This window comes from Nonomuraea sp. NPDC049758 (assembly GCF_040674635.1).
Taxonomy (GTDB): Bacteria; Actinomycetota; Actinomycetes; order Streptosporangiales; family Streptosporangiaceae; genus Nonomuraea.
The window spans coordinates 392091-414550 of record NZ_JBFAMZ010000001.1 but is presented as its reverse complement, the minus strand read 5'-3'; the positions used below and the strand labels follow the sequence as shown (position 1 = coordinate 414550).

At 73.5% G+C, this 22460-nt stretch carries 24 protein-coding genes; 9 read left to right on the top strand and 15 right to left on the bottom strand.

Features of this window, described 5'->3' with window-relative positions; all coding sequences use genetic code 11:
• Positions 1-100: 100 nt before the first annotated feature.
• Complete coding sequence (locus AB0J46_RS01935; RefSeq protein ID WP_364325074.1) at positions 101-307, bottom strand: hypothetical protein; 207 nt, start codon at positions 305-307, stop codon at positions 101-103.
• A 130-nt stretch (positions 308-437) separates the two neighbouring features.
• A complete protein-coding gene (locus tag AB0J46_RS01930; RefSeq protein ID WP_364325073.1) occupies positions 438-1709 on the bottom strand; it encodes an FAD-dependent oxidoreductase in 1272 nt (423 codons plus the stop codon).
• A gap of 106 nt (positions 1710-1815) precedes the next feature.
• On the opposite strand from AB0J46_RS01930, the gene AB0J46_RS01925 reads away from it, so the two are divergent.
• The gene (locus tag AB0J46_RS01925; protein ID WP_364325070.1) at positions 1816-2169 is read left to right on the top strand and encodes a nucleotide pyrophosphohydrolase; all 354 of its coding nucleotides are present in this window, start codon (positions 1816-1818) and stop codon (positions 2167-2169) included.
• Between the two features lie 146 nt (positions 2170-2315).
• Here the strand turns inward: AB0J46_RS01925 and AB0J46_RS01920 are convergent, their stop codons facing one another.
• Positions 2316-3794 carry an MFS transporter gene (locus AB0J46_RS01920; RefSeq protein ID WP_364325067.1) on the bottom strand — a complete coding sequence of 493 codons (1479 nt, stop codon included), beginning with the start codon at positions 3792-3794 and terminating at the stop codon, positions 2316-2318.
• Positions 3795-3883: 89 nt separating this feature from the next.
• Between AB0J46_RS01920 and AB0J46_RS01915 the strand changes: the two genes are divergently transcribed.
• Complete coding sequence (locus tag AB0J46_RS01915) at positions 3884-7009, top strand: BTAD domain-containing putative transcriptional regulator (protein ID WP_364325064.1); 3126 nt, start codon at positions 3884-3886, stop codon at positions 7007-7009.
• Between the two features lie 48 nt (positions 7010-7057).
• Here the strand turns inward: AB0J46_RS01915 and AB0J46_RS01910 are convergent, their stop codons facing one another.
• Together AB0J46_RS01910 and AB0J46_RS01905 are read right to left on the bottom strand one after the other, a co-directional pair.
• Positions 7058-7510: an SRPBCC domain-containing protein gene (locus tag AB0J46_RS01910; RefSeq protein WP_364325061.1), complete on the bottom strand. Its 453-nt coding sequence runs from the start codon at positions 7508-7510 to the stop codon at positions 7058-7060.
• Between the two features lie 4 nt (positions 7511-7514).
• Positions 7515-8723 (bottom strand): MFS transporter, encoded by a 1209-nt coding sequence (locus tag AB0J46_RS01905; protein WP_364325058.1) that lies wholly within the window; start codon positions 8721-8723, stop codon positions 7515-7517.
• Positions 8724-8831: 108 nt separating this feature from the next.
• Here AB0J46_RS01905 and AB0J46_RS01900 point away from each other — a divergent pair, with 108 nt between their 5' ends.
• Together AB0J46_RS01900 and AB0J46_RS01895 are read left to right on the top strand one after the other, a co-directional pair.
• On the top strand, positions 8832-10046 hold the full coding sequence (locus AB0J46_RS01900; protein WP_364325055.1) for an amidohydrolase family protein: 1215 nt from the start codon (positions 8832-8834) through the stop codon (positions 10044-10046).
• 92 nt (positions 10047-10138) lie between these two features.
• Positions 10139-10837 (top strand): helix-turn-helix domain-containing protein, encoded by a 699-nt coding sequence (locus AB0J46_RS01895; protein ID WP_364325052.1) that lies wholly within the window; start codon positions 10139-10141, stop codon positions 10835-10837.
• On the opposite strand, the gene AB0J46_RS01890 is transcribed toward AB0J46_RS01895, so the two are convergent.
• The 4 genes from AB0J46_RS01890 to AB0J46_RS01875 are packed head-to-tail and all read right to left on the bottom strand — an operon-like array spanning position 10803 to position 13067.
• A complete protein-coding gene (locus AB0J46_RS01890) occupies positions 10803-11447 on the bottom strand; it encodes an alpha-ketoglutarate-dependent dioxygenase AlkB (protein ID WP_364326148.1) in 645 nt (214 codons plus the stop codon). The two genes, AB0J46_RS01895 and AB0J46_RS01890, sit on opposite strands and share 35 nt — an antisense overlap.
• Entirely contained in the window at positions 11441-11884 is a 444-nt protein-coding gene (locus tag AB0J46_RS01885; RefSeq protein WP_364325049.1) for a hypothetical protein, read from the bottom strand. The genes AB0J46_RS01890 and AB0J46_RS01885 overlap by 7 nt, the downstream gene beginning before the upstream one ends.
• On the bottom strand, positions 11881-12582 hold the full coding sequence (locus AB0J46_RS01880) for a 2OG-Fe(II) oxygenase (protein WP_364325046.1): 702 nt from the start codon (positions 12580-12582) through the stop codon (positions 11881-11883). The genes AB0J46_RS01885 and AB0J46_RS01880 overlap by 4 nt, the downstream gene beginning before the upstream one ends.
• Positions 12579-13067 (bottom strand): methylated-DNA--[protein]-cysteine S-methyltransferase, encoded by a 489-nt coding sequence (locus AB0J46_RS01875; protein WP_364325044.1) that lies wholly within the window; start codon positions 13065-13067, stop codon positions 12579-12581. Before AB0J46_RS01875 ends, AB0J46_RS01880 begins: the two co-directional genes overlap by 4 nt.
• Positions 13068-13141: 74 nt before the next feature.
• Between AB0J46_RS01875 and AB0J46_RS01870 the strand changes: the two genes are divergently transcribed.
• On the top strand, positions 13142-13954 hold the full coding sequence (locus AB0J46_RS01870; protein WP_364325041.1) for a lysophospholipase: 813 nt from the start codon (positions 13142-13144) through the stop codon (positions 13952-13954).
• Between the two features lie 208 nt (positions 13955-14162).
• Here the strand turns inward: AB0J46_RS01870 and AB0J46_RS01865 are convergent, their stop codons facing one another.
• Positions 14163-14462, bottom strand: a complete 300-nt coding sequence (locus AB0J46_RS01865) for a hypothetical protein (protein ID WP_364325038.1) — start codon at positions 14460-14462, stop codon at positions 14163-14165.
• Positions 14463-15245: 783 nt separating this feature from the next.
• Here AB0J46_RS01865 and AB0J46_RS01860 point away from each other — a divergent pair.
• Positions 15246-15833, top strand: coding sequence for a maleylpyruvate isomerase family mycothiol-dependent enzyme (locus AB0J46_RS01860; protein ID WP_364325035.1), 588 nt, complete (start codon positions 15246-15248; stop codon positions 15831-15833).
• Between the two features lie 194 nt (positions 15834-16027).
• On the opposite strand, the gene recQ is transcribed toward AB0J46_RS01860, so the two are convergent.
• Both recQ and AB0J46_RS01850 read right to left on the bottom strand, forming a co-directional pair.
• On the bottom strand, positions 16028-17866 hold the full coding sequence (gene recQ / locus AB0J46_RS01855) for a DNA helicase RecQ (RefSeq protein ID WP_364325032.1): 1839 nt from the start codon (positions 17864-17866) through the stop codon (positions 16028-16030).
• A 64-nt stretch (positions 17867-17930) separates the two neighbouring features.
• Positions 17931-19115, bottom strand: coding sequence for an MFS transporter (locus AB0J46_RS01850; RefSeq protein ID WP_364325029.1), 1185 nt, complete (start codon positions 19113-19115; stop codon positions 17931-17933).
• A 111-nt stretch (positions 19116-19226) separates the two neighbouring features.
• Between AB0J46_RS01850 and AB0J46_RS01845 the strand changes: the two genes are divergently transcribed.
• The 3 genes from AB0J46_RS01845 (at position 19227) to AB0J46_RS01835 (ending at position 20656) form a co-directional block, all read left to right on the top strand.
• Positions 19227-19988 carry an SDR family oxidoreductase gene (locus AB0J46_RS01845; protein ID WP_364325026.1) on the top strand — a complete coding sequence of 254 codons (762 nt, stop codon included), beginning with the start codon at positions 19227-19229 and terminating at the stop codon, positions 19986-19988.
• A gap of 28 nt (positions 19989-20016) precedes the next feature.
• Complete coding sequence (locus AB0J46_RS01840; protein WP_364325023.1) at positions 20017-20262, top strand: type B 50S ribosomal protein L31; 246 nt, start codon at positions 20017-20019, stop codon at positions 20260-20262.
• A gap of 154 nt (positions 20263-20416) precedes the next feature.
• Positions 20417-20656: a DUF3040 domain-containing protein gene (locus AB0J46_RS01835; protein WP_357970963.1), complete on the top strand. Its 240-nt coding sequence runs from the start codon at positions 20417-20419 to the stop codon at positions 20654-20656.
• Here AB0J46_RS01835 and AB0J46_RS01830 read toward each other — a convergent pair.
• The 3 genes from AB0J46_RS01830 to AB0J46_RS01820 are packed head-to-tail and all read right to left on the bottom strand — an operon-like array spanning position 20564 to position 22392.
• Positions 20564-20977, bottom strand: a complete 414-nt coding sequence (locus AB0J46_RS01830) for a DUF6343 family protein (RefSeq protein WP_364325020.1) — start codon at positions 20975-20977, stop codon at positions 20564-20566. The two genes, AB0J46_RS01835 and AB0J46_RS01830, sit on opposite strands and share 93 nt — an antisense overlap.
• A gap of 12 nt (positions 20978-20989) precedes the next feature.
• On the bottom strand, positions 20990-21691 hold the full coding sequence (locus AB0J46_RS01825; protein ID WP_364325017.1) for a maleylpyruvate isomerase family mycothiol-dependent enzyme: 702 nt from the start codon (positions 21689-21691) through the stop codon (positions 20990-20992).
• Between the two features lie 17 nt (positions 21692-21708).
• The gene (locus tag AB0J46_RS01820) at positions 21709-22392 is read right to left on the bottom strand and encodes a DUF4344 domain-containing metallopeptidase (protein WP_364325014.1); all 684 of its coding nucleotides are present in this window, start codon (positions 22390-22392) and stop codon (positions 21709-21711) included.
• Between the last annotated feature and the right edge of the window lie 68 nt (positions 22393-22460).

The window sequence follows — 22460 nt, the reverse complement described above, 5'->3', positions numbered from 1 at the left end:
ATGGGTGATGGAGAGCCGCTCGGCGATCGCGACAACGGATGCGTCTGTTGATCGCGGTCGACCACCGCGATCAACGGGTCCGTATCCAGGAGAACAGCGGTCACACTGTGCGGTTGAACCGCTCGGCCGGCAGATCTTCGACACGTTCCGAAAGATTGCCCTCACCGGAGGCGCCGATCCCGGCGATCGAGAGCCGACGACGTACCGGTTTGTCGTCTTCGCCTGACATGTCGGCGTGCCGCGCATGGTCGGACGACAGCCGATCGACCAGGTGATGCAGCTCCTCGTGCGCATGTCCGGCGCTCATACCTGCGAATGTACGTCGGCGGAAGCGCCGACAGCCAACTCCTCGCCCAACAGGTCCGCAGGCAGGAGACGGCCCGTTCGACCAGCCGGCCGGCGAGCATGCGGGGCACCGGCGCTCGGACGTCAGACGATCAGAGGAACAGGTTGTCGGGGTCGTGGGTGGGTTTGAGGGAGGTGAGTCTGGTCCAGGTGGATGGGGTGTATGCCTCGGCGGCCAGGGCGGGGGCCTGTGGGCCGGCCAGGAAGTTGCGGAAGCGGAGGCCCGTGCTGGACGGGTCGGCGGGGTCCAGGGGTGGCTTCGGGTTCGTGCCCGCGAAGGCGATCGTGGTCAGGCTGTAGGCGGCCGTACGGTGGTCGATCGCGTTCGGGACGTCCGGGGCGGCGGCCAACGCGCCGCCGAGACGGCGGATCTCGACCATCGCGAAGTCCGGGTCGGCGCGGTCGAACAGATCGGGGTCGAGGGTGTGCAGCATCAGGGAGAGCTCGCGGTAGGCGGCGGGTTCCGTGGGGTCCTCGTGGACGGCGGCGATCTCGGTGTAGGGGCGGTCCCTGACGGTGTCCTCGGCCGGGTTCAGGGCGCGGAGAGGGGCGATCAGTTCCTGGGGCGTGCGGTCCGAGGGGGTGGGGGCGGGTGAAGGGGAGGAGTTGGCGTGGGCGAGGCGGACGGCGGTGAGGTGGGCGTTCGGGAGGCGGAGGAGGGCGATGGAGGTGTTCATCGTGTCCGGCAGGTCGCGGCTCCAGCGCAGCCAGGCGGTCAGCAGCTCGGACGCCCGTTCGGCCGGGAAGCGCAGCATGCCGCCGTGGATGCGGGGGACGGCGGCCAGCTCCAGCTCCATCGCGGTCACCACGCCGACGCCCGGCCGGCCGCCGCGCAGGGCCCAGAAGAGGTCCTGGTTCTCGTACGGGCTCACCGTGCGCAGGGTTCCGTCGGCCGTGACCAGTTCCAGGGACCTGACCCGGTCGGCGGCCCAGCCGAACGTGCGGCCGAGCACGGGCAGGCCGCCGCCCAGCGTGTAGCCGACCGCGCCGACCAGGGGGGAGGAGCCGTTCGGCGGGGCGAGGCCGTGTCCGGCGGCGGCGTCGATGACCTGGCCCCAGCGCACCCCGGCTGCGACGCGGGCCGTGCGGGTGGCGGGCTCGACGGACAGGCCGGTCATCCGGCGGGTGTTGATCAGCAGGGTCCCGTCCACGGGGGCGGACAGGCCGTGGCCGGTCGCCTGGACCGCCACCCGCAGCCCCGCCGACCGGGCGTGGTCGATCGCCTTCCGGACGTCGTCCGCGTCCCGGGCGCCGACGACCACGGCGGGGCGGACGGGGCCGGCGACGGTGTTGAAGCGGGCCGTCTCGTCGTCGTACCCGGGGTCGCCGGGGACGAGGACAGGGCCGTTGAAGTGGGAGAACACGCAAGCCAGTCGATCGCGGAAGCGACCGGGGAACCAGACGGGGTTCGCCCGGACTGTCATCACCGGTCGTGATGAATCGCCCGGCGGGCCAGTAGGGTCGGGTGGCGTGAGCGAGGAGCTGGAAGGGCTGGCCGTACGGCTGCGGGAGTTCGCGCGGGCCCGCGACTGGGAGAGGTTCCACACGCCGAAGAACCTGGCGATGGCGCTGGCGGGGGAGGCGGGCGAGCTGGTCGCGGAGTTCCAGTGGCTGACCGCCGAGGAGTCCGCGAGCCCCGACCCCGACACGCTCGCCCGCATCCGCGCCGAGCTCGGCGACGTGACCCTGTACCTGGTCCGGCTGGCCGACGTCCTGGGCGTCGATCTGGTGGCGGCGGCGACCGCCAAGCTGGCCGACAACGAACGCCGCTACGACGCGGCCGGCTACCGCGGCTCGGCGAGGAAGGCGCCGCCGTCCGCCTGATCGCGCGGACGAACAGCATGGCCGGAAGGCGCCGCCGTCCGCCTGACCCGGCGTACGAACGGCATGCCCCGAAAACCTCGGCGATGGCGAAGGACCGCCGGCCGGGCCGGCGGTCAAGGGACAAGGGGGCGAGCGGGCAGGAGGGGTCAGGGCGTCGGGCGGTGGTGGCGGAGGGTGAGGAGGGCGAAGACGGCCAGCCCCGCGAAGGCCACCGCGCTCACGGCCCCCACCGTGTTCAGCCCCGCCGTGAACGCCGCCCGCGCCACCTCCAGCAGGTCGGGCAGGTCCTTGGCGGCGGTCACCGCCGCGCCGATGCTCTCCCGCACCGCCTCCACCGGCAGGTGCTCGGGGAGCCGCCCGCGGTAGACGGCCGTGCCGAGGCTGCCGAGCGCGGCCACCCCGACCGCCACCCCGAACTCGCCGCTCGTCTCGGTCAGCGACGCCGCCGACCCGGCCTTCTCGGCGGGCGCGGCCGTCATGATCACGCTGTTGCCCGCGCCCATCGGCAGCGCGATGCCCGCCGAGGCCAGCACCAGCCCGGTGACGACCAGCCCGGTCCCGCCCACGCTGGGGACCTGGGTGTGCAGGAACAGCCCGACGGCGCCCAGCGCGAGCCCGGCGGCCATCACGTACGCGGTGCCGATCCGGGCGGCGAGCCGCGGCGCGACCGACAGGGCCACGATCATCGCCACGTTCTGCGGCACCAGCCACAACCCGGCGGCCAGCGGCGACAACGACTCCACGGTCTGCAGGTACTGGGTGGTCATGAGCGTGGTCCCGGCCATGACGATCCCGCCGAGCGACATGATCCCCAGCGTCGCCGCGAACGCGCGGTCGCCGAACAGCCGCAGGTCCAGCAGCGGGTTGGCGAGGGTGCGCTGCCGCCTGACGAACACCACGCCGAAGGCCGTCCCGGCGGCGACCGCGATCAGGGGGACGGGCTGCCAGCCGCCGCGCGCGACCTCCTTGAGCCCGTAGACGACCGGCAGGATGGTCGCCAGGGACAGGGCCACGCTGGCCGGGTCGAGGCGGCCGGCGTGCGGGTCGCGGTACTCGGGGAGCAGCAGCCGTCCGGCGACCAGCACGGCCGCCATGAACGGCACGCCCATCAGGAACGCCGACCCCCACCAGAAGTGCTCCAGCAGCAGCCCGCCCACCAGCGGGCCGACCGCCATGCCGAGCATGAAGCAGCCGTACCAGAGGCCGATCGCGGTGCCCATCTGGCGGCCGTCGGTGAACATCGTGCGGATCAGCGCCAGCGACGACGGCAGCAGCGTCGCCCCCGAGACGCCGAGCAGCGCCCGGGACACGATGAGCATCTCCGCGTTCACCGAGTACGCGGCGGCCACCGAGGCCGCGGCGAAGGCCACCGAGCCGATCAGCAGCAGCCTGCGCCGCCCGATCCGGTCGCCCAGCGTCCCCATCGTCACCAGGAACCCGGCCAGCATGAACGAGTAGATGTCCAGGATCCACAGCTGCTGCGGCGCGGAGGCGCCGAGTCCGGCGCTCAGGTGCGGCAGCGCCAGGTAGAGCACGCTCAGGTCGATGGAGAGCAGCAGGGCCACCGAGGCGAGGACCGCGAGGCCCGTCCATTCACGCCGTCCAGCGAGGGTGCCGGTCTTCATGTCGTTTCCCCTTTCGTCGCTCTCACCGTGCCGGAGGGCGCTTCCGGTGCGCTTCTCGTGGGCTTACGACGCCGCATAAGGTGACGGACATGCGTTTTGGGGTGCTGGGCTCGCTGGCCGTGTGGACCGACGCGGGGGAGCCCGTGACGATTCCCGGGCTCAAGGTCCGGGCGCTGCTCGCCGACCTGCTCGTCCACGAGGGCCATCCGGTCTCGGCCGACCGGCTGGTGGAGGACCTGTGGGGCGAGGAGCCGCCGGGCAACCCGGCGGGCGCGCTCCAGGTGCGGGTCTCCCAGTTGCGCAAGGCGCTGGAGGACGCCGAGCCGGGCGGCAAGAACCTGGTGGTCTCGCGGGCGCCCGGCTACCTGCTGCGCACAGATCCCGGCACGCTCGACGCGGACCGCTTCGCCGGCCTGCTGGCCCGCGCCGAGGCCGCCGACAGCCCGCGGACCAGGGCGGGGCTGCTGGCCGACGCCCTGGCGCTGTGGCGGGGGGCGGCGTACGCCGACTTCGCCGACGAGGAGTACACCAGGTCGGCGATCGTCCGGCTGGAGGAGCAGCGGCTCACGGCGCTGGAGCAGCGCGCCGAGGCCCGGCTCGAACTGGGCGAGCACGGGCTGCTGGTGGGCGAGCTGGGCGACCTGGTGGCCCGGCATCCGCTGCGGGAGCGGCTGCGCGCCGTGCACATGCGCGCCCTGTACCGGGCGGGACGGCAGAGCGACGCCCTGGCGAGCTTCGCCGAGCTGCGCGAGCGCCTGGCCGACGAGCTGGGCCTCGACCCCGGCCCCGAGCTGGTCGCGCTGCACCAGGCGATCCTGGCCCAGGATCCGGCGCTGAGCCTGCCCGCCGAGCGGCCCACCACGAACCTGCCCGCGTCCGTCAGCAAGCTCGTCGGCAGGGACGAGGCGCTGGCCGAGGTCTGCTCGCTGGTCACCGCCGAGCGGCTGGTGACGCTCACCGGCACCGGCGGCGTCGGCAAGACCAGGCTGGCGCTGGAGGCGGCGCACCGGCTGCTGGACGGCTTCGCCGACGGCGCCTGGCTGGTCGCGCTCGACGGCGCCACTCACTCGCCCGCCGAGGCGATCATGGCCGCCCTGGACATCCGGGAGGACCCGTCGGGCGGCGACGTGCGCGAGCGGCTGGCCGCGGCGTTGCGGCCGAGGCGCGTGCTGCTCGTGCTGGACAACTGCGAGCACGTGGTCGAGCAGGTCGCCGAGGTGGTCGACGCGCTGCTGGCCGCGGCGCCGGGCCTGACCGTCCTGGCCACCAGCCGGGAGCCGCTCGGCGTGGACGGCGAGGTGTTGTGGAGCGTCCCGCCGCTCGACCTGCCGGCGGGCACGGACCTGACGGAGATGGCACGTTCGGACGCCGTCCGGCTGTTCGTCGCCAGGGCCGCCGCCTCGGCCCGCGGGTTCGCCCTGGAGGCGGGCAACGCGCAGGCGGTGGCCCAGCTCTGCCGGCGGCTCGACGGCATCCCGCTGGCCCTGGAGCTGGCCGCGACGCGGGTGCGGGCGCTGGGCGTCCAGGGGGTGGTGGACCGGCTGGACGACCGGTTCAGGCTGCTGGCGTCCGGGCGAAGGGGCGCGCCCGCCCGGCAGCAGACGCTCACCGCCGTGATCGACTGGAGCTGGGACCTGCTGTCGGACGAGGAACGGGTGGTGCTGCGCCGCCTGGCCGTGCACGCCGACGGCTGCACCCTGGAGTCGGCCGAGGCGGTGTGCGCCGAGCCGGGGCTCGACGTGCTCGACCTGCTGGCCCGGCTGGTCGACCGCTCGCTCGTGGTGGTCGCCGAGGGCACGACGGGGGTCAGGTACCGGCTGCTGGAGTCGGTGTCGGAGTACTGCGTGGGCCGCCTGGCCGACGCCGGCGAGCTCGCCGACGTGCGCCGCGCCCACCTGCGCCACTACCTGGAGCTGGCCGTGGCGGCCGAACCCGGCCTGTACGGCGGCGAACAGCGGGACCGCCTGCTGCGCCTGGACGCCGAGTCGGCCAACATGCGGGCCGCGCTGGACATCGCGATCGCCGAGGGCGCCGCCGACACCGCCGCGCGCCTGGTCAACGCGCTGGCCTGGTACTGGTTCCTGCGCGGCCGGCTGGCCGAGGGCAGGCGCTCGCTGGGCGCGGCGCTGGCCGTCGCGGGGCCGGACGGCCCGGCGAGGCAGCGGGCGGCGGCCTGGCACGCCGGGTTCGCGCTCCTGCTGGGCGAGCAGGTCGCGTGGGAGCCGCTGCTGGAGCGCGTCGCCGACCCGGGCGAGCGGGCCAGGGCCGAGCTGTTCGCCGGCATGAGCGTGCCCGACATGGTCACCGGCCAGGAGCTGACCGGACGGGCGCTGGCCGCCTGCCGCGCCCTCGGCGACACGTGGGGCGTCGCCGTCGCGCTGGCCAGGCGGGCGCGCGACGCGTTCACCACGCGCGACACCGAGGCGCTGGAGCGCGACGCGGGGGAGAGCGCGCGGCTGTTCGGCGAGCTGGGCGACCGCTGGGGCATGTTGCAGGCCACCGAATGGCTGGCGGGCGCGGCCGAGATGGCCGGCGACCACGAGCGGGCGCGCCGGCTGTTCGCCGAGGGGCTGCGCATGGCCGAGGAGCTCGGCCTGTGGCCCGAGGTGGCCGGGCGCATCGCCTGGCTGGGCTGGACGGCCCTGCACGACGGCGCCTACGACCAGGCCATGGAGCTGTGCGGACGGGCGCTGAAGCTGGCGCTCGGCCAGGGTTACAAGATGGGCGAGACCATGGCCGAGATGGGCCTGGCCTTCGCCGCGCGCCGCGCCGGGCTGCTCGACCTGGCCGAGTCGCACCTGCACCACCTGCTGGCGGGCCTGCCGCGCGACCCCGCCGTCGAGCCGCCGCTGCACCTGCCGGACCTGCTGGTCGAGCTGGGCCACGTCACCGAGTTGCGCGGCGACCCGGCCGCGGCCCTGGAGCTGCACCGGGAGGCGCTGGCCGCGGCGGTCAGGGTCGGCGACCCGCGCACGGCGGCGGCGTGCGTCGCGGGCGCGGCGTCGGCGGCCGGGCCGACCGAGCGCGCGGCGGTGCTGCTGGGGCTGGCCGCCGCGGTCCGCGAGCAGATCCGGACCCCGGCCAACTCCGCCGAACGCGAGGAGGAGGAGCGGGTCACGGCCAGGGTCCGGGACGCGCTCGGTGAGCACGCCTTCGCCGCGGCGTACGAGCGGGGTGGCACGTACAAGCTGGACGACGCCCTCGGCCTGTTCTGAGGGTCGGCGTGTCGGGGGGCGGCGTGTCGGGGGTCGGCGTGGCGGGGGTCAGCGTGCGACATGCTCGGCCAGGCGGTCGAAGAACTCGTCCCAGCCGGCCCTGGCCTGCTCGGCGTGCTCCTGGTCGGTGTTGACGCCGAACTGGTGGAAGCGCATCTCGGTGCCGCCGTCCCGGTCGAGCAGGTCGAGCGTCACGACCGAGGCCGGGCCGTCGCCGGGGTTGTCGGGGTCGCCGGTGGTGAACACCAGCCGGGCGGGCTCCCGCACCTCGCGGTAGGAGCCCTCCAGCGTCGCCTCGAACCCCTCCTCGCCGACGAGCGTCGCGCGCCACCGGCCGCCGGGACGGGCGTCGAGGGTGATCCGGCCGACCGGCGTGGCCAGCATGCGGGGGCCGAACCAGCGGGAGAAGCGCTCGGGCTCGGTCCAGGCGGCGTAGACGTCCTCGCGGGGGGCGTCGAAGGTGCGGACGATCTCGTACTGTGCGGTCTGCGTCGTTGTCATGCCTCTACGATGCGGGAGCGGCCTTACGGTCCTCTTCCCGTGGCCTTAAGGTGATCTGCCGCACCGGCCGCAGGGACAGCAGCGCCAGGCAGCCGGCGACCGCGACCAGCGCGGAGAAGCCCAGCACCTCGCGGGAGCCCACCAGCGTGGCCACCGGCCCGGCCAGCGCCTGGCCGATCGGGAGCGACATGGTCGAGCCGCCGATCTCGTACGCGCTGACCCGGTTCAGCGCCTCGGCCGGCACCAGCGTCTGCACGCTCGTCGCCCACATCACCGACCAGAACGCCCACCCCGCCCCGCCCACCACGTGGCAGGCCATGATCACGCCGAGCGGCACGCCGGCCGCGAAGCTCAGCGGCTCCAGCGCGAACAGGAACATGCCGATCCCGCCCGCGACCAGCGGCCTGGCCGGCCTGATCCGCAGCGCCACCAGGCCGCCCACGATCGTCCCGGCCCCGCTCGCCGACATGACCAGCCCGTACGCGGTCTGCCCGTACGCGTCGGTCACCAGCACCGAGCCCAGCGGGATCAGCGGCCCGAACAGGGTGATCCCGAAGACCACCCAGATCAGGATGACGCTCCACATCCACGTGCGCGACCGGAACTCCCGCCAGCCCTCCCGCAGCCGCACCAGCACCGGCTCCTCGCCGGAGCCCGCCACCCGCACCCGCATGAGCAGCAGGCACGCCGCGCTGATCGCGAACCCGGCCGAGTCGGCGGCGAACACCACGCCCACCCCGGCCAGTCCGACCAGCGCCCCCGCCAGCCCCGGCCCGAGCAACTGCATGATCGCCTCGGACATGCGCAGGGTGGCGTTGGCCCGCTGCACGTCGGCCGCGATCCGCGAGATGGTGCCCGCGACGCCCGGCGTGTACATGGCGGCCGCCGCCCCGGCGACCGCCGACAGCGCCACGACCTGCCACAACTCCGGCCGGCCCAGCCCGAACAGGGCCGCCGTGCCCGCCTGCGTCGCCGTCCTGGCCAGGTCGGCGGCGACCATCATGCGGCGGGGCGTGAACCGGTCCATGAGCACGCCGCCGAACAGGATGAGCCCGGCCATCGGCACCATCCAGGCGGCCAGCGCCAGGCCGACGCCCGTGGCGCCGTAACCGGCGTCGTGCATGCCGAGCGCGGTGGCCACCGGCATCATCGCCGAGCCCAGCATCGACACCGTGCGGGCGGTGAAGAAGAGCACGAAGTCGCGCGTCCACATGGACGGCCATCATGCCGTAATAAGTAAACCTTCCTATCAATTGGGGGGTCGTGTTCCCGGCGCCCGGCGGGGCGGGCGTGCCGGGGCCGCGTGTGGCACTGTGGAGGCATGCGGATCATCCGTGCCGGCACGGTGCTCACCGGGCGTCCCGGAGAGGTCATCACGAACGGCGAGGTGCTGATCGACGGCTCGCGCATCGTCTCGGTGGGCCCCCGCGGCAGCGCGGGCCAGGCCGCGGAGACGCTCGACCTGCCCGGCCACACTTTGCTGCCCGGCCTCGTCGACGCGCACGTGCACCTCGGGTTCGACGGCACGGTCGATCCGGTGACCGGGCGCAGCGCCGTGAGCGACGGCCATCTGCTGCTGCGCATGGCCGAGAACGCCCGCAAGCTCGTCTCCGCGGGCGTCACCACGGCCCGCGACCTCGGCGGGCGCGGCTTCCTCGACCTCACCCTGCGCGACGCGATCGAGGGCGGCCTCGCCGTCGGCCCCCACCTGATCGCCGCGACCCGGCCGATCACGGTCACCGGCGGCCACTGTTGGTACATGGGCGGCGAGGCCGACGACGAGCCGTCCGTCCGCCGGGTGGCCAGGGAGAACCTGCGGGCCGGCGCCGACTGCCTCAAGGTGATGGCCTCGGGCGGCGAGATGTCGCCCGGCTCGGTGCCGAGCTGGCGGGCCCAGTACCCGGCCGCGCTGATCAGGGCCGCCGTGGAGGAGGCCGCGACGCGCGGCAGGACCGTCGCGGCCCACGCCCACGCCCCCGAGTCGATCGGCAACGCGCTGGAGGCCGGGGTCACCACGATCGAGCACTGCACGTTCCACACCCCGGCGGGCCCGGCCTACGACGCGCGGCTGGCCGACCGCATCGCGGCAAGCGGCACGTACGTGTGCCCGACCGTGCACGGCCAGTTCTGGAACCTGCGGGCGCTCGTCGGCGCCGAGCCGATGGACCGCTGGCTGGGCAACCTCGCCGCCATGCGCGGGGCCGGGATCAGGCTCGTCGCCGGGACCGACACCGGGTTCGCCATCGCCGGGCTGGACAAGCGCACCGACGACTACGTGTCAGGGTTGGAGGTGTTCGCCGAGGCCGGGTTCGGCAACGCCGAGATCGTCGAGCTGGCCACCGTACGCGCCGCCGAGGCGTGCGGGGTCGGGGCCGAGACCGGCAGTCTGGAGGGCGGGAAGCGCGCCGACGTCATCGCGGTCCGCGGCAACCCGCTCGACCGCCTGGCCGACCTGCGCGCGCTCGACCTCGTGCTGGTGTCGGGGCGTTCGGTCAGCCAGAAGCACGTGGACACCGTGACCTCGTCCGTCGGCTGAGCCGGAGGGGGAGGCCCGGCCGCTCCGGTTCCTGGCGTGGCTCGCCCGCGGCCTGTCCGCCTGACGGGACGCCGGGCGCTAGGCTGCCGCGTGTGGAGTTGAAGGATCAGGTACGCGAGCTGCGCGCCCAGGGCAGGTCTCCCAAGGAGATCGCGCGGGCGCTCAAGGTGTCGCCGTCGGTCGTCGCGCCCCTCGTGCGCGCCATCGCCGCCGAGAACGTGACGTCGGCCGAGCCCGAGGTGGTCGGCTGCTGGATGAACGTCGGCTGGAGCGCAGGGCTGGGCGTCGACCCGTCCAAGGGCTGGGTCGACGAGGCCCCGGAGTCGGGCGCCGGCGGCATGGTGTGCGTGCTTGTCGCCCGGCGCCACACCTGGGACCGGATGACCGTCTGCGGCTACCTCGCCGACGTCCACTGCCTCGGCCTCAAGAACACCATCGGCCCCGACGTGCTCGACGAGCGCGACCTGCGCAGGTTCCGCGAATACTTCTTCGGCGAGTACGCGGGCTACCAGGAGGTGCCGATCGAGCTGGCCCAGCACCTGGTCTTCGGCTCGATCGACTACGCGCGCACCCTCGGCTTCGAGCCTCACGAGGACTTCTCGCCCGTCAGCGACCTGCTGGGCAAGTGGGAGGGCGGCTCGGCCATCACCTTCGGCCGCGACGGCAAGCCCTTCTACACCCCGGGCCCGCACGACGACCCGGGCAAGGTCCTGCGCATCCTGCGCCGCACCCTCACCGACGACCAGTTCGACTACTTCATCGAAGACCCGTCACCCGCATCGTCACGTTGAGGCGCCCGGCGGCCAGGCCCGTGGCCGGGTCGCCGGTGCCCGGGTAGACCTTCGGCACGCCGTGATAGGCGAAGCGGGACGCGCCGCCGAACACGAACAGATCACCCGAGGCCAGCTCGACGTCCGTGTACGGCTTCCCGCGCGTCTCGGTGTTGCCGAAGCGGAACAGGCACGTGTCGCCGACGCTCAGGGACACCACCGGGGCGTCGGAGCGCTCGTCCTTGTCCTGGTGCATGCCCATCCTGGCCTGGCCGTTGTAGAAGTTGACCAGCGCGGTGTCGGGGTCGTAGCCGTCGTCCGGGCGGCCGTAGGCGTCGGCCAGGGCGCGGCGGCCGAGGTCGCCGAGCCACGTGGGGAACGCGGCGACCCGCTGCCCGTTCACGTCGTGGGCCAGGCGCGTGTACCGGTACGGCTGCCAGTGCCAGCCGACGCACCCCGTCCGTACCGACATCACGCCGCCGCCGGGCAGCACGGTGTGCCGGATCGGCACCGGGCCGGTCGCCCACGCGCGGCAGGCGCGCACCAGGTACTGCTGCTCGGCGAGGGTCAGCCAGCCGGGGACGTGCACCGCGCCCGGGGCGATCTCCCGCATGGGCAGGGGGATCACGATGATTCCCGATAAATCAGGTTTCGTCCTATTCGCCATGTCGTGCCGTCGGTGTCGGCTCCGCGCATGCCTTCCAGTGTCCCAGGAGCGGCCAGGGCGACCGCGCGGGCCGTGGCCGCCGAACCGTACGTCCGGCGCGGATCCCAGTCGGTGCTGCGGCGCAGGCGCTCGCTCATCCCGGCCCATCCCGCCGGCGCGCCCGCGACCACCCAGGCGTCCGGTTCGCCCGCCGTGAACCGTCTGGCCTGGCGCGACCACGACGCCGCCGTCTCCGGCCAGGCGACCACCGCGAGCACCGTCCCGTCCCAGGCGTCGGCGAACGCCTCGGCCAGGCGGGCGCCGTCCCGGCCGTGGCCGACGACGACGGCCCGCGCCCGTGGGCGCTGTGCCCGGACGAGGGTGAGCAGCGCGTCCAGCTCGGCCGTTCGCACGCCGGTCATGTCGCGTCGTGCAGGACCAGGCCGAGGGTGTGCCGCAGCCCTGAACGCACGGTGCTGACCCCGTGCCGCACCGGCGAGGCCGACCAGCCGCGCGAGGAGCGCACCGGCCGGTCGCGGGTGGTGAAGACCAGCCCGTGACCCTGCGGCAGCGCGGTCACCGTGCCCCGCGACTGGGCCCTCGGCCGCTGCTCCACCAGCAGGAACTCGCCCCCGGTGTAGTCCTCGCCGGGCCGGTCGAGCCCGATGACGACCTGCAGCGGGAAGACGAGGTCGCCGTACAGGTCGCGGTGGAGCGCGTTCCAGTCGTTCTCCCGGTAGCGCAGCAGGATGGGGGTCGGCTTGGTCTGTCCCGCCGCGTGGCACATGTCCAGCCACTCGGCGAAGTCGTCCGGCCAGGGGGCGGGCTGCCCCAGCCGGGCCGCCCAGTCGCGGGCGATCGGCAGCAGACGCGGATAGAACGCCGCCCGCAACTCCTCGACCAGCGGCGGGAACGGCCGGCGGAAGTACCGGTACTGGCCGGAGCCGAACCGGTGGCGGGCCATGTCGACCGTCGAGCGGAACCGGCCGGGCTCGTCGTACAGGCCGGAGATCTCCGCGCACTCCGCGGGCGAGAGCAGCCGCGGCGTCAGCGCGCAGCCGTGGGCGTCGAGCTCCCCGGCCAGCCGCTGCCAGTCGGCCCCTTCGACCTGCGGCGTCATGACGACACGCTCCAGAGCTGCGGCTGCAGGACGCCTTCGAGGGTGAGCAGGTCGCACTTGCGTTCCAGGCCGCCCGCGTAGCCGGTCAGCGCGCCGTCCGCGGCGACCACCCGGTGGCAGGGGACCACGACGAGCAGCGGGTTCGCGCCGATCGCCGCGCCGACCGCGCGGACCCGGTCCCGCGCCACGCCGGCGCGGGCGGTCAGCTCGCCGTAGCTCGTCGTCGTCCCGTACGGCAGCGCCGCCACCTCCGCCCACACCCGCTGCTGGAACGCCGTCCCGCGGGCGGCCAGGGGCAGGTCGAACGAGGTACGCTCGCCCGCGAAGTACTCGCCGAGCTGCCGTTCCGCCTCCCCGAAGGCGGCCGGCTCCCGGCGTCCGGGCGGCGCGCCCACGTCGAACGACACGCGGGTCAGCCGTCCCGCGTCGTCGCCGACGAGGAGAATCTCGCCCAGCGGACTGTCGATGATGGTGTGGATGTCCATACTCTCTACAACACCGGCGTGCCCGCGGAAGTCAGCGGTTTTCGGACGTCGTGGCTGGATGGGAGAGGAAGTTCATGGCCGAGTCGAGAGAGCACACCTTCACCGGCACGCAGGGGCTGAACGTCGTCCGCGAATGGCCGCACGACCGGCCCCGCTACCTCGCCCTCCTGGTCCACGGATACGGCGAGCACATCGGCCGTTACGAGTACGTCGCCGACCGTCTCGTCCGGCACGGCGCCGCCGTCTACGGACTCGACCACATGGGCCACGGCAGGTCGGCGGGCGAACGCGTGCTCGTCGAGGACTTCGAGGACGTCGTCACCGACGTGCACACCGTCGAGGAGCGCGCCAGGGCCGACCATCCCGGCGTCCCGGTCGTGCTGATCGGCCACTCCATGGGCGGCATGATCGCCGTCCGGTATGCCCAGCGCCACGCCGAGGGCCTGACCGCGCTGGTGCTGTCGGGCCCGGTGATCGGCGAGTGGGCGGTCATCCCCGCGCTGATGGCGCTCGACGAGCTGCCCGACATCCCCATCGACCCGGCCACGCTCTCCCGCGACCCGTCGGTGGGGGCGGCGTACGCGGACGACCCGCTGGTCTGGCACGGGCCGTTCAAGCGGGCCACGGTGGAGGCGTTCGCCGCGATGCTGGACACGATCGCCAAGGGCGGCACGTTCGGCGCCCTGCCCACGTTGTGGGTGCACGGCGACGACGACCAGCTCGTACCGCTGGCCGGCAGCCGGGTCGGGGTGGAGGCCGTCAAGGGCACCGACCTGACCGAACGCATCTACGCCGGCGCCCGCCACGAAGTCTTCAACGAAACCAACCGCGACGAGGTCCTCACCGACCTCCAAACCTTCGTAGACCGAGCCCTGAGCAACCGGTAACGGGGGCTGCAGCGTCCGGTGGGCCCCTGACTGCTGGGCCACCGGCAGCCAGGGGGGCTTGCTGGGCGCTGACCGGCCGGTAGAGCCACGCCTGGCTACCAGCCGCCCAGCAGAAAATGGCCCATGCACAGACCACCCCCGGCGTGCGGTGGGTTGCTGGGCGGCTGGAAGTCGGTGGTGGGTGCGTGCAGTGGGTTGTCGGGGACTGTCAGGCGACCGGTAGCCAGAGGTGGCCCTTGCCGTGGGTGCGGCTGAGCTCGATCTTCCAGCAGCCGGGCTTGGGGAAGACGAACCCGGTGCCCCATTCGTCCCCCGGCCGGTGCCAGGACGACCCGCCGTGCTCCTCGGGCCCCCAGGCGAGGCGGGCGGCGGTGCCGTCAGGAAGGGACGCCCTGACCGTCAGCGGCCCGTCCCCGGTCATCCGCCACACGATCTTGGTGGTCACCTTCCGGCGAAGCGGCAGCTTGGACACGAACAACAACCCCCACACCTCGGCGTCCGCCGACACCCCCCGCACCTCCGGAAACCCACCCCCGCCAACCACCAACGCCCCCCGACACCCCACCCGCTCACCAAACCCCACCCCAGCTCCAGGGCTCGGGCGGCCGCCGGTGCTCTGGGCGTGGGCGGGGCTCAGGCTGGGGCCGGGAAGGGCGCTGGCATCGGTGCTCAGTCCAGGGCCCGAGTCCGGAGCCGGGTCGGCCTCGGTGCTCACGTTGGGGACGGAGGTCGGCCCGGAGTGGGCGCCTGTGCTGGTGTCGGGCGCCGGGGCGGCATCGGCGGTCGGGCTTGGGCTCCCACTCCCATCTCCGCTCGGTGTGATCCCCGAAGCCTTGCTCACCGAGGAATCCGCCTCGCTTCCCGCACCTTCGAACGAGGCCCCGGTACCAGCGCTCGCACCCACCCCCGGTCCAGAACCGCCACCTCCTGCACATCCAACCCCTGCCAGCAGCACCACCACCGAAATCACCGCCATCTTCCTCATGCCCTCACCTACCCCCCACCCGCCCAAAAGGTTCCGATGGGACCCGCGTCACCCGCCTCACCCCCGCCCGCCCAAAGGGTTCCGATGGGACCCGCGCCGCCCGCCTCACCCCCGCCCGCCCAAAGGGTTCCGATGGGACCCGCGTCACCCGCCCACCCCTATCGGGCCAGAAGTTTCGATGGGACACGCGCCGCCCGCCTCCCCCCACCCGCCCAAAGGTTGGCAATTCGGGAGTAGGTGGGGAGGTCGGTGGTGGGGCGATGATTTTGGGTCTTCTGTGCGGTCTGTATGAGTCGAGGAGGCGACATGGACGAACGGGCGCGGGCGTTGACGGCAGGGGTGGCGTTGCTGGAGAGGGCCATCCATTACACCTTGGGCAGCCTGCGCGTGGTGAGCCCACGCGTTCTGTGCCGGCCCACCCCGTGCTCCGGCTGGAACCTCCAGGAGCTCCTGGACCACATGCAGGACTCCTTCGAGGCCCTGAACGAGGCCGCGCTCGGCCGCATCGCCCCCGCCCGCAGACCCGTGCCGGTCGGCGGGCCGGTGTGCGGGAACCCGGCGCTGCTGCTCAGGGACGGCGCGACGGAGGTGCTCGGCACGTGGACCGGCACGATCCAGGCCGGGATGATCGCGGTGGGGGACGTGCCCATGACGACGCCGATGGTGGCCGCGGCGGGCGCCATCGAGATCACCGTGCACGGCTGGGACATCGCGCGGGCCTGCGGTGAACACCGTCCGATCCCGCACGCCCTCGCCGAAGAGCTGCTGGACCTGGCCCATCTCTTCGTCACCGACGAGGACCGTCCGGTCCGGTTCGGCGCCCGATTGCGGCCGCCCCCGCTGGGCACCGCCCAGGACCACCTCCTCGCCTACCTCGGCCGCCGGCCGAACTGACGGCATGACCGGCCCCCCACCGGGCGGCGGCACCCCGTACGATCAAAGAGGGACACCGGGGCCCGGCATCCGTCCGGCCGGTCGCGGGCCACGCGCCTCGACCAGGTCGGCCAGCGTGATGGCGACGACCGTTCTTCGTGCGGCCGTCGCCATCACCCCGAACCGTGGCCCTCCCGGAGCTGAGCGGGACGGCCTCAGGCGTCTTCGGTGGCCGCCGATCCGACGACCTCCAGGACCTGGTCCCCGTATTTGGCGAGTTTGTTCTCCCCGACCCCGTTGACCCTGCTCAGCTCCGCCAGCGAGGACGGCGACAACGTGGCGATCTCCCGCAGCGTGGCGTCGTGGAAGATGACGTACGCGGGCACGCCCTGCTCCTTGGCGACCGCGCCCCGCCAGGCCCGCAGCCGTTCGAACAGCGGCGCCGCCTCGGCGGGCAGCTCGGCGGCCGGCTGGCCCTTCGCCCCGGACGACCCGGACGACGACCTGGACGACCGGGACGCCGGACGGGCCGTGTCGCGGCGCAACGGCACCTCCCGCTGCCCGCGCAGCACGTCGGCGCTGGCGTCGGTGAGCACCAGCGTGCCGTGGTCGGACTCCACCGCGAGCAGGCCCTGCGCGAGCAGTTGCCGGGCCACGCCGTGCCACTCGGCGTTGCCCAGGTCGGTGCCCACGCCGAAGACGGTCAGCGAGTCGTGGCCGTGCTGGAGCACCTTGGCCGTCTTCTTGCCGAGCAGGATGTCGACCACCTGCCCGACGCCGAACTTCTGGCCGCGCTCCCGCTTCAGCCGCAGCACGGTGGACAGCAGCTTCTGGGCGGCGATCGTGCCGTCCCAGGACTCGGGCGGGCTCTGGCAGGTGTCGCAGTTGCCGCAGGGCTCGGCGCCCTTCTGCCCGAAGTAGTCGAGCAGCATGACCCGGCGGCAGCCGGCCGTCTCGCACAGCGCCAGCATGGCGTCGAGGTGCAGGACCTGGCGGCGGCGATGGGCCTCGTCGCCCTCCAGGGCCATGCGCCGGTGCTGGACGACGTCTTGCAGGCCGTAGGCCATCCAGGCGGTCGCGGGCAGGCCGTCGCGCCCGGCGCGGCCGGTCTCCTGGTAGTAGCCCTCGACCGACTTGGGCAGGTCGAGGTGGGCGACGAAACGCACGTCGGGCTTGTCGATGCCCATGCCGAACGCGATGGTGGCCACCACGATCAGCCCGTCTTCCCGCAGGAAGCGGGACTGGTGGGCGGCGCGGGTGCGGGCGTCGAGCCCCGCGTGGTAGGGCACGGCCGCGATGCCGTGGTCGGCCAGGAACGTGGCGATCTTCTCCACCGACGAGCGCGACAGGCAGTAGACGATGCCGGAGTCGCCGGGGTGCTCGGTGCGCAGGAAGTCGAGGAGCTGCCGTTTGGGGTCGCTCTTGGACGTGATGCGGTAGTGGATGTTGGGCCGGTCGAAGCCGGCCACGAAATGGCGGGCCTGGTCGAGGCCGAGCCGGGTGGAGATCTCGGCGTGGGTGGCCGGGGTGGCGGTGGCGGTCAGCGCGATGCGCGGCACCTGGGGCCAGCGCTCGCGCAGCTCCGACAGGGCGAGGTAGTCGGGGCGGAAGTCGTGGCCCCACTGGGCCACGCAGTGGGCCTCGTCGATGGCGAACAACGAGATCTCGCCCTTGGCCAGCAGCCGCATCGTGGCCTCGACGCGCAGCCGCTCGGGGGCGAGGTAGAGCAGGTCGAGCTCGCCGGCCAGGAACTCGGCCTCCACGAGCTGGCGCTCGTCGAAGTCCTGGGTGGAGTTGAGGAAACCGGCCCGCACGCCGAGCGCGCGCAGCGCGTCGACCTGGTCCTGCATGAGCGCGATCAGCGGCGAGACGACGACCCCCACCCCCGGGCGCACGAGCGCCGGGATCTGGTAGCACAGCGACTTGCCGCCGCCGGTGGGCATGAGCACCAGCGCGTCGCCGCCGCCGACGACGTGGTCGATGATCTCCTGCTGACCCGCCCTGAACGAGTCGTAACCGAAGACGCGGTGGAGAGCCTCGGTGGGGGTATCCATGCGGCTACCTTACGTGGTCGTCGGCCGACGTTCCGTCAGTTCCGCCGACGGCGGACCGCGGGTCTCAGGTCGGCTCGGCGGGCAGCGCGGCCTGTCGCTCCGGCGCCCGCCCGTACCGATCGTAGGCCACCAGCGAGAGCGCTCCGAGCATGCAGGCCGCCGCCACCGAGGCCATCACCGCCGGGTATCCGGCGACCTGCGCCACCGCCGCCGACAGCAGCGGGGCCACGGCCTTGGACACCGTGACGGGCAGGGCGAGCGCGCCGCTCAGCGTCGCGTACGCGGCCGTGCCGTACCGGTCGGCCAGCAGGGCGGGACGGGCGATCGTGGCCACCCCGAACCCCAGCCCGAACAGCACCACCCCCGCGATAGCCCCCGCCACGCTGTCGCCCGCCAGCGGCAGCAGCAGCGCCGCCACCCCCTGGACGGCGAACATCGCCGCCGTGACCAGCGCCACCGGCCACCGGCTCTGCAGCCCCGTCGTGACCAGCCGCCCGGTCACCGACAACACGCCGAGCAGCCCGGCCACGCTCGCCGCGAACAACGGCGGATGCCCGAGCGCGATCAGGTACGTCACCAGCAGCACCCCCATGACCGCCACCGCGCCCGTCTGGGCCAGGAAGGCGGCCACCAGCAGCCAGAACGGCCGTTCGCGCAGCGCGGAGCCGACGATCGCGCGACGCCGGGCCGGCGGCGCGGACGCCCCCCGCCCCCGCACGGCCAGCGCGTGCAGCGGCACGGCCGTCAGCGCGTACCCGGCGGCCAGGACGACCAGCGCCTGCCGCCAGCCGTACCGGTCCACGAGGAACCCCGTCAGCGGCAGGAAGATGCTGGAGGCGAACCCGGCCACCACCGTCACGGCGAGCAGCGCGCGCGCCCGCCGGGCCGGGTCGAAACAGGCGACGATCACCGCGAAGGCGGCCTCGTAGAGCACCATGGCCGAGGCGATCCCGAGCGCCGCGCACACCAGGTAGAGCTGCGTCACGGTGCGCACCTGCGACCAGGCGAGCACCGCGAGCCCGCCCAGCAGCGACCCGGCCGTCATCAGCGCGCGCCCGCCGTGCCGGTCGAGCCAGCGCCCGACGAAGGGGGCCACCAGCGCGGACACCAGCACCGACACCGTGATCGCGCCGGTGAGCTGGGCGACCCCGGTCCGCAGGTCACGCGCCATCGGCGGGATGAACACCGAGAACGCGTAGTAGAGCACGCCGTAGCCGGCCGTCTGCGTGATCGCGAGCGCACCGACCACGCGGGCCGGCGACCTCGGACCGGGTACGGCGATCACGCCCTGGTTCGTTCCCGTTCACCAGCCGGAAATACGGTGACAAGGGTCACTCCGGGACGGAGTAGCGTCGGACGCATGAGTCTTTCCTACGTGGTGACCGGCGGCGGGCGTGGCATCGGGAAGGCCGTGGTCCAGCGGCTCCTGGGGGAGAAGGACACCGTCGTCGTCATCGATCGCGACGGCGGCTCGCTGTCCTGGACGGGCCCCCGCGTCATCCCCGTGGTGGGCGACGCGGCCGACGAGGAACTGGTCTCCTGGGCCGCCGACCGGGCCGAGGAGGCCGGCACGCTGGCGGGCTGGGTCAACAACGCGGCGATCTTCCGTGACGCCTCCGTGCACGACGCCCCGATCGCCGAGGTCAGGCAGCTGATCGCGGCCAACCTGGACCTGGCGCTGGTGGGCTGCGCGGTCGCCGTCCGCCGTTTCCTCGCGGCGGGCACGCCGGGCGCGATCGTCAACGTCACCTCCCACCAGGCCACGCGGGCGGTGCCCGGCAGCCTGCCCTACGCCACCGCGAAGGCCGCGACCGAGGGCCTGACCAGGTCGCTGGCCGTCGAGTACGGCCGGTACGGCATCAGGGTCAACGCCGTCGCGCCCGGCTCGGTGGCCACCGAACGCTACGAGGACTTCCTGGCCTCCAGGACCGCCGACGAGGTGGTGGACGTCGAGCGCCAGATGGCCAGGGTGCACCCCCTGGGCCGGGTCGCCTTCCCCGGCGAGGTGGCCTCGGTCGTGGCGCACCTGCTCTCGCCGGACGCCTCGTTCGTCAACGGGGCGACGATCCCCGTGGACGGCGGCCGGACCGTCCTCGGGATGGACCCCGAAGCGAGGGAATGAAAACCATTGCCATCCGGTTGAGAGGGGCATGAAGAAGAACCTGCACCCCTCGTACCGTCCGGTCGTCTTCCGCGACCCGAGCGCCGGCTTCGCCCTCCTCACCCGCTCGACCCTGACGAGCAGCAGGACCGTCGAGTGGGAGGACGGCAGGACCTACCCGGTCGTGGACGTCGACGTGTCGTCGGCCAGCCACCCGTTCTACACCGGCCGCAGCCGCGTCCTCGACACCGAGGGCCGCGTCGAGCGCTTCAACCAGCGCTACGGCAAGAAATGACAGCCAAGGCTTGACCCGCCCCCGTCCGTTCCGCGCCTTCCGGCCGGAACGGCCGGGGGTTTCGGCATGTCACGCCAAGGAGGCGCCGGGCGGGCATGCTGGGGCTACTGGTGGGTACAAGGCTTTCACCGGCGTGGGAGCAATGGTGATCGCGATGGGTCTCTCTGGAAGGGAACGCCGCATCCTCGCTGAGATCGAGCAGGGCCTCGAACGGGACGATCCCGAACTGGCCCGGCGCGTGGCGGCGATCAACAGGATCGAGTCCGACGGTATCGACTACCCGCAGGCCTACGGCGACCGGCTACGGGTGTGGGCGCTGACCCATGTCTGGATCATCTTCGGGGTGGCCGCCGCGGTGATCCTGCTGCTCCTGCTGGCCGTGCTCACCACCTGACCCGCCGTGCTCACCACCTGACCCGCCGTGCCCGCCACCTGACCCGCCGTGCTCCCCGGCTGACCGGGCGTGCCCGCCGCCTGACGGCCCGGCGCGCCGGCGCCTGAGCACCGCCAGGTCCACGGCGGCCACCACGGCCACCGCGGCGGCCAGGGCGGCCTCCCAGACCCACACCTGCTGACCCGTGGCCATCGCGCGGGTCACGAAGAAGACCGCCGCGGCCGCGGCGACGACCAGGGCGATCCACGACAGGACCCGCCTCGCGCGCAGCGGGCTGCGCGCCGTCACCGGCTCGGTGCCCGCGCGGTTGCGCAGCCACATCCCGCTCTCCTCTCAGGCCAGGCACCGCAGCGCGGCGGCGACCCGCGGGTCGAGCCCGTCGGTCGGCAGCCGCCCCACGGTGGCCTCCACGAACTCCGGGTACGACAGCGACGCGCTGCCCTGGTCGACGCTCACCCAGATCTGCTCGGCCGTCTGCTCCACCTGCGCCCTCGACTCCTGCTCGGCCAGCACGAAGCGCCCGACGGCGACCCGCCAGAACGTCCGGTCGTCGATCTCCTCCTGCGCCACCGGCGCGCCGACGTCGTCGGCGTGGGTGGCGTACTCGGAGTCGTAGTGGAAGGTCTGCAACCCCACCGGGTACGGGCCCGCCGCCGTGTCGATCAGCGCGTCGGGGCCGAGGGCACGCATGCGCTCGCGCGTCTCGCCGTTCTTGGTGCGCCACTCCTGGAGCACCTCCTCGACGGGCACGTCGCGGCGCTGCCGTACGGACCACTCGTTGAAGTCGTTGAACCCGGTCACCCCCTCGGCGGCCACCCGGGTCAGCAGCTCCTGCACGGTGCCGTCGAGACAGGCGTGGTTGTACGCCTCCTCACCCGCCAGATGGGCCAGCACGTCGCGCACCGACCACCCGGCGCAGCGGGACGGACGCGCCCAGCCCGCCTCGTCGAGCCCGTCGAAGAACCGGTCGAGCCGGGCCGCCTCGGTGTCGAAGATGTCGAACGGGTCGAAGTCTCTGAGCAGCTCCTCAGCCATACATCCGGACGTACCCCTCAGGCCCCGACTTTCACTGCCAGTGACCCCAGTTCCGTCCTGGCCCGCTCGTACTCGGCGCGGCACGACGGGACCCGCTCGGCCGGCACCCAGCCGCCCTTGGCGATGCGGGCGTACTTGACGGGGTCGGCGCCGTACAGGAGGCAGGCGAACGTGGCGGAGGCGGCCGTGCCCGACAGATGGTCGGCGTGGGTGTGGGCGGCCAGCAGGTGGCGGGCCTCGGCGGCGGCCACCACGTGGCCGCCGTCGCGCGCCGCGAGCGTCAGCGCGGCGAACCGGTCGGCCTGCGGCTCGTCGGCGGGCAGGCCGTTGAGCGCGGCCAGGGCGTGGCCGAGCTGGTGGTGGTAGAGGGCGGCCAGGGCGCCGTCCACGCGGGCGGCGGTGGTGCGCCGGTCGGCCTCCTCCGTCTCGGAGATGCCGGTGAGCGTGCGGTCGATCTTGGCGACCAGTGAGTAGCAGATCGTGATCCGCCGCCGGTCGCCGTTCCAGGTGGCGCGGGGTGCGTCGCAGCCGCGGGCGACGACCTGGACGCCGCCGAGCCGGGTGCGCAGCACGCCGCTGTCCTTCAGGAGCTTCCTGGCGTGCTGCTCGCGGGCCGTGCCGGCGGGCTCGTAACGGACCGAAGGGGCCGCCCCCAACGTGCTCGTCAGGCTCAGGACGAGGGCGATCAGGGGGTGGGGCATATGGGGGCTCCTGTCGGATCGACGCGGTGTCCGCGAGGCGGCGGGCCGCCTCCTTTGCAAATGGGACA

Excerpts from the sequence above, each read along its gene's own strand:
- AB0J46_RS01935 (WP_364325074.1), bottom strand. The coding sequence starts at position 307 with ATGAGCGCCGGACATGCGCACGAGGAGCTGCATCACCTGGTCGATCGG.
- AB0J46_RS01920 (WP_364325067.1), bottom strand. The coding sequence starts at position 3,794 with ATGAAGACCGGCACCCTCGCTGGACGGCGTGAATGGACGGGCCTCGCG.
- AB0J46_RS01915 (WP_364325064.1), top strand. The coding sequence starts at position 3,884 with ATGCGTTTTGGGGTGCTGGGCTCGCTGGCCGTGTGGACCGACGCGGGG.
- AB0J46_RS01910 (WP_364325061.1), bottom strand. The coding sequence starts at position 7,510 with ATGACAACGACGCAGACCGCACAGTACGAGATCGTCCGCACCTTCGAC.
- AB0J46_RS01905 (WP_364325058.1), bottom strand. The coding sequence starts at position 8,723 with ATGTGGACGCGCGACTTCGTGCTCTTCTTCACCGCCCGCACGGTGTCG.
- AB0J46_RS01900 (WP_364325055.1), top strand. The coding sequence starts at position 8,832 with ATGCGGATCATCCGTGCCGGCACGGTGCTCACCGGGCGTCCCGGAGAG.
- AB0J46_RS01885 (WP_364325049.1), bottom strand. The coding sequence starts at position 11,884 with ATGACCGGCGTGCGAACGGCCGAGCTGGACGCGCTGCTCACCCTCGTC.
- AB0J46_RS01880 (WP_364325046.1), bottom strand. The coding sequence starts at position 12,582 with ATGACGCCGCAGGTCGAAGGGGCCGACTGGCAGCGGCTGGCCGGGGAG.
- AB0J46_RS01875 (WP_364325044.1), bottom strand. The coding sequence starts at position 13,067 with ATGGACATCCACACCATCATCGACAGTCCGCTGGGCGAGATTCTCCTC.
- AB0J46_RS01870 (WP_364325041.1), top strand. The coding sequence starts at position 13,142 with ATGGCCGAGTCGAGAGAGCACACCTTCACCGGCACGCAGGGGCTGAAC.
- AB0J46_RS01860 (WP_364325035.1), top strand. The coding sequence starts at position 15,246 with ATGGACGAACGGGCGCGGGCGTTGACGGCAGGGGTGGCGTTGCTGGAG.
- recQ (WP_364325032.1), bottom strand. The coding sequence starts at position 17,866 with ATGGATACCCCCACCGAGGCTCTCCACCGCGTCTTCGGTTACGACTCG.
- AB0J46_RS01845 (WP_364325026.1), top strand. The coding sequence starts at position 19,227 with ATGAGTCTTTCCTACGTGGTGACCGGCGGCGGGCGTGGCATCGGGAAG.
- AB0J46_RS01840 (WP_364325023.1), top strand. The coding sequence starts at position 20,017 with ATGAAGAAGAACCTGCACCCCTCGTACCGTCCGGTCGTCTTCCGCGAC.
- AB0J46_RS01835 (WP_357970963.1), top strand. The coding sequence starts at position 20,417 with ATGGGTCTCTCTGGAAGGGAACGCCGCATCCTCGCTGAGATCGAGCAG.
- AB0J46_RS01830 (WP_364325020.1), bottom strand. The coding sequence starts at position 20,977 with ATGTGGCTGCGCAACCGCGCGGGCACCGAGCCGGTGACGGCGCGCAGC.
- AB0J46_RS01825 (WP_364325017.1), bottom strand. The coding sequence starts at position 21,691 with ATGGCTGAGGAGCTGCTCAGAGACTTCGACCCGTTCGACATCTTCGAC.
- AB0J46_RS01820 (WP_364325014.1), bottom strand. The coding sequence starts at position 22,392 with ATGCCCCACCCCCTGATCGCCCTCGTCCTGAGCCTGACGAGCACGTTG.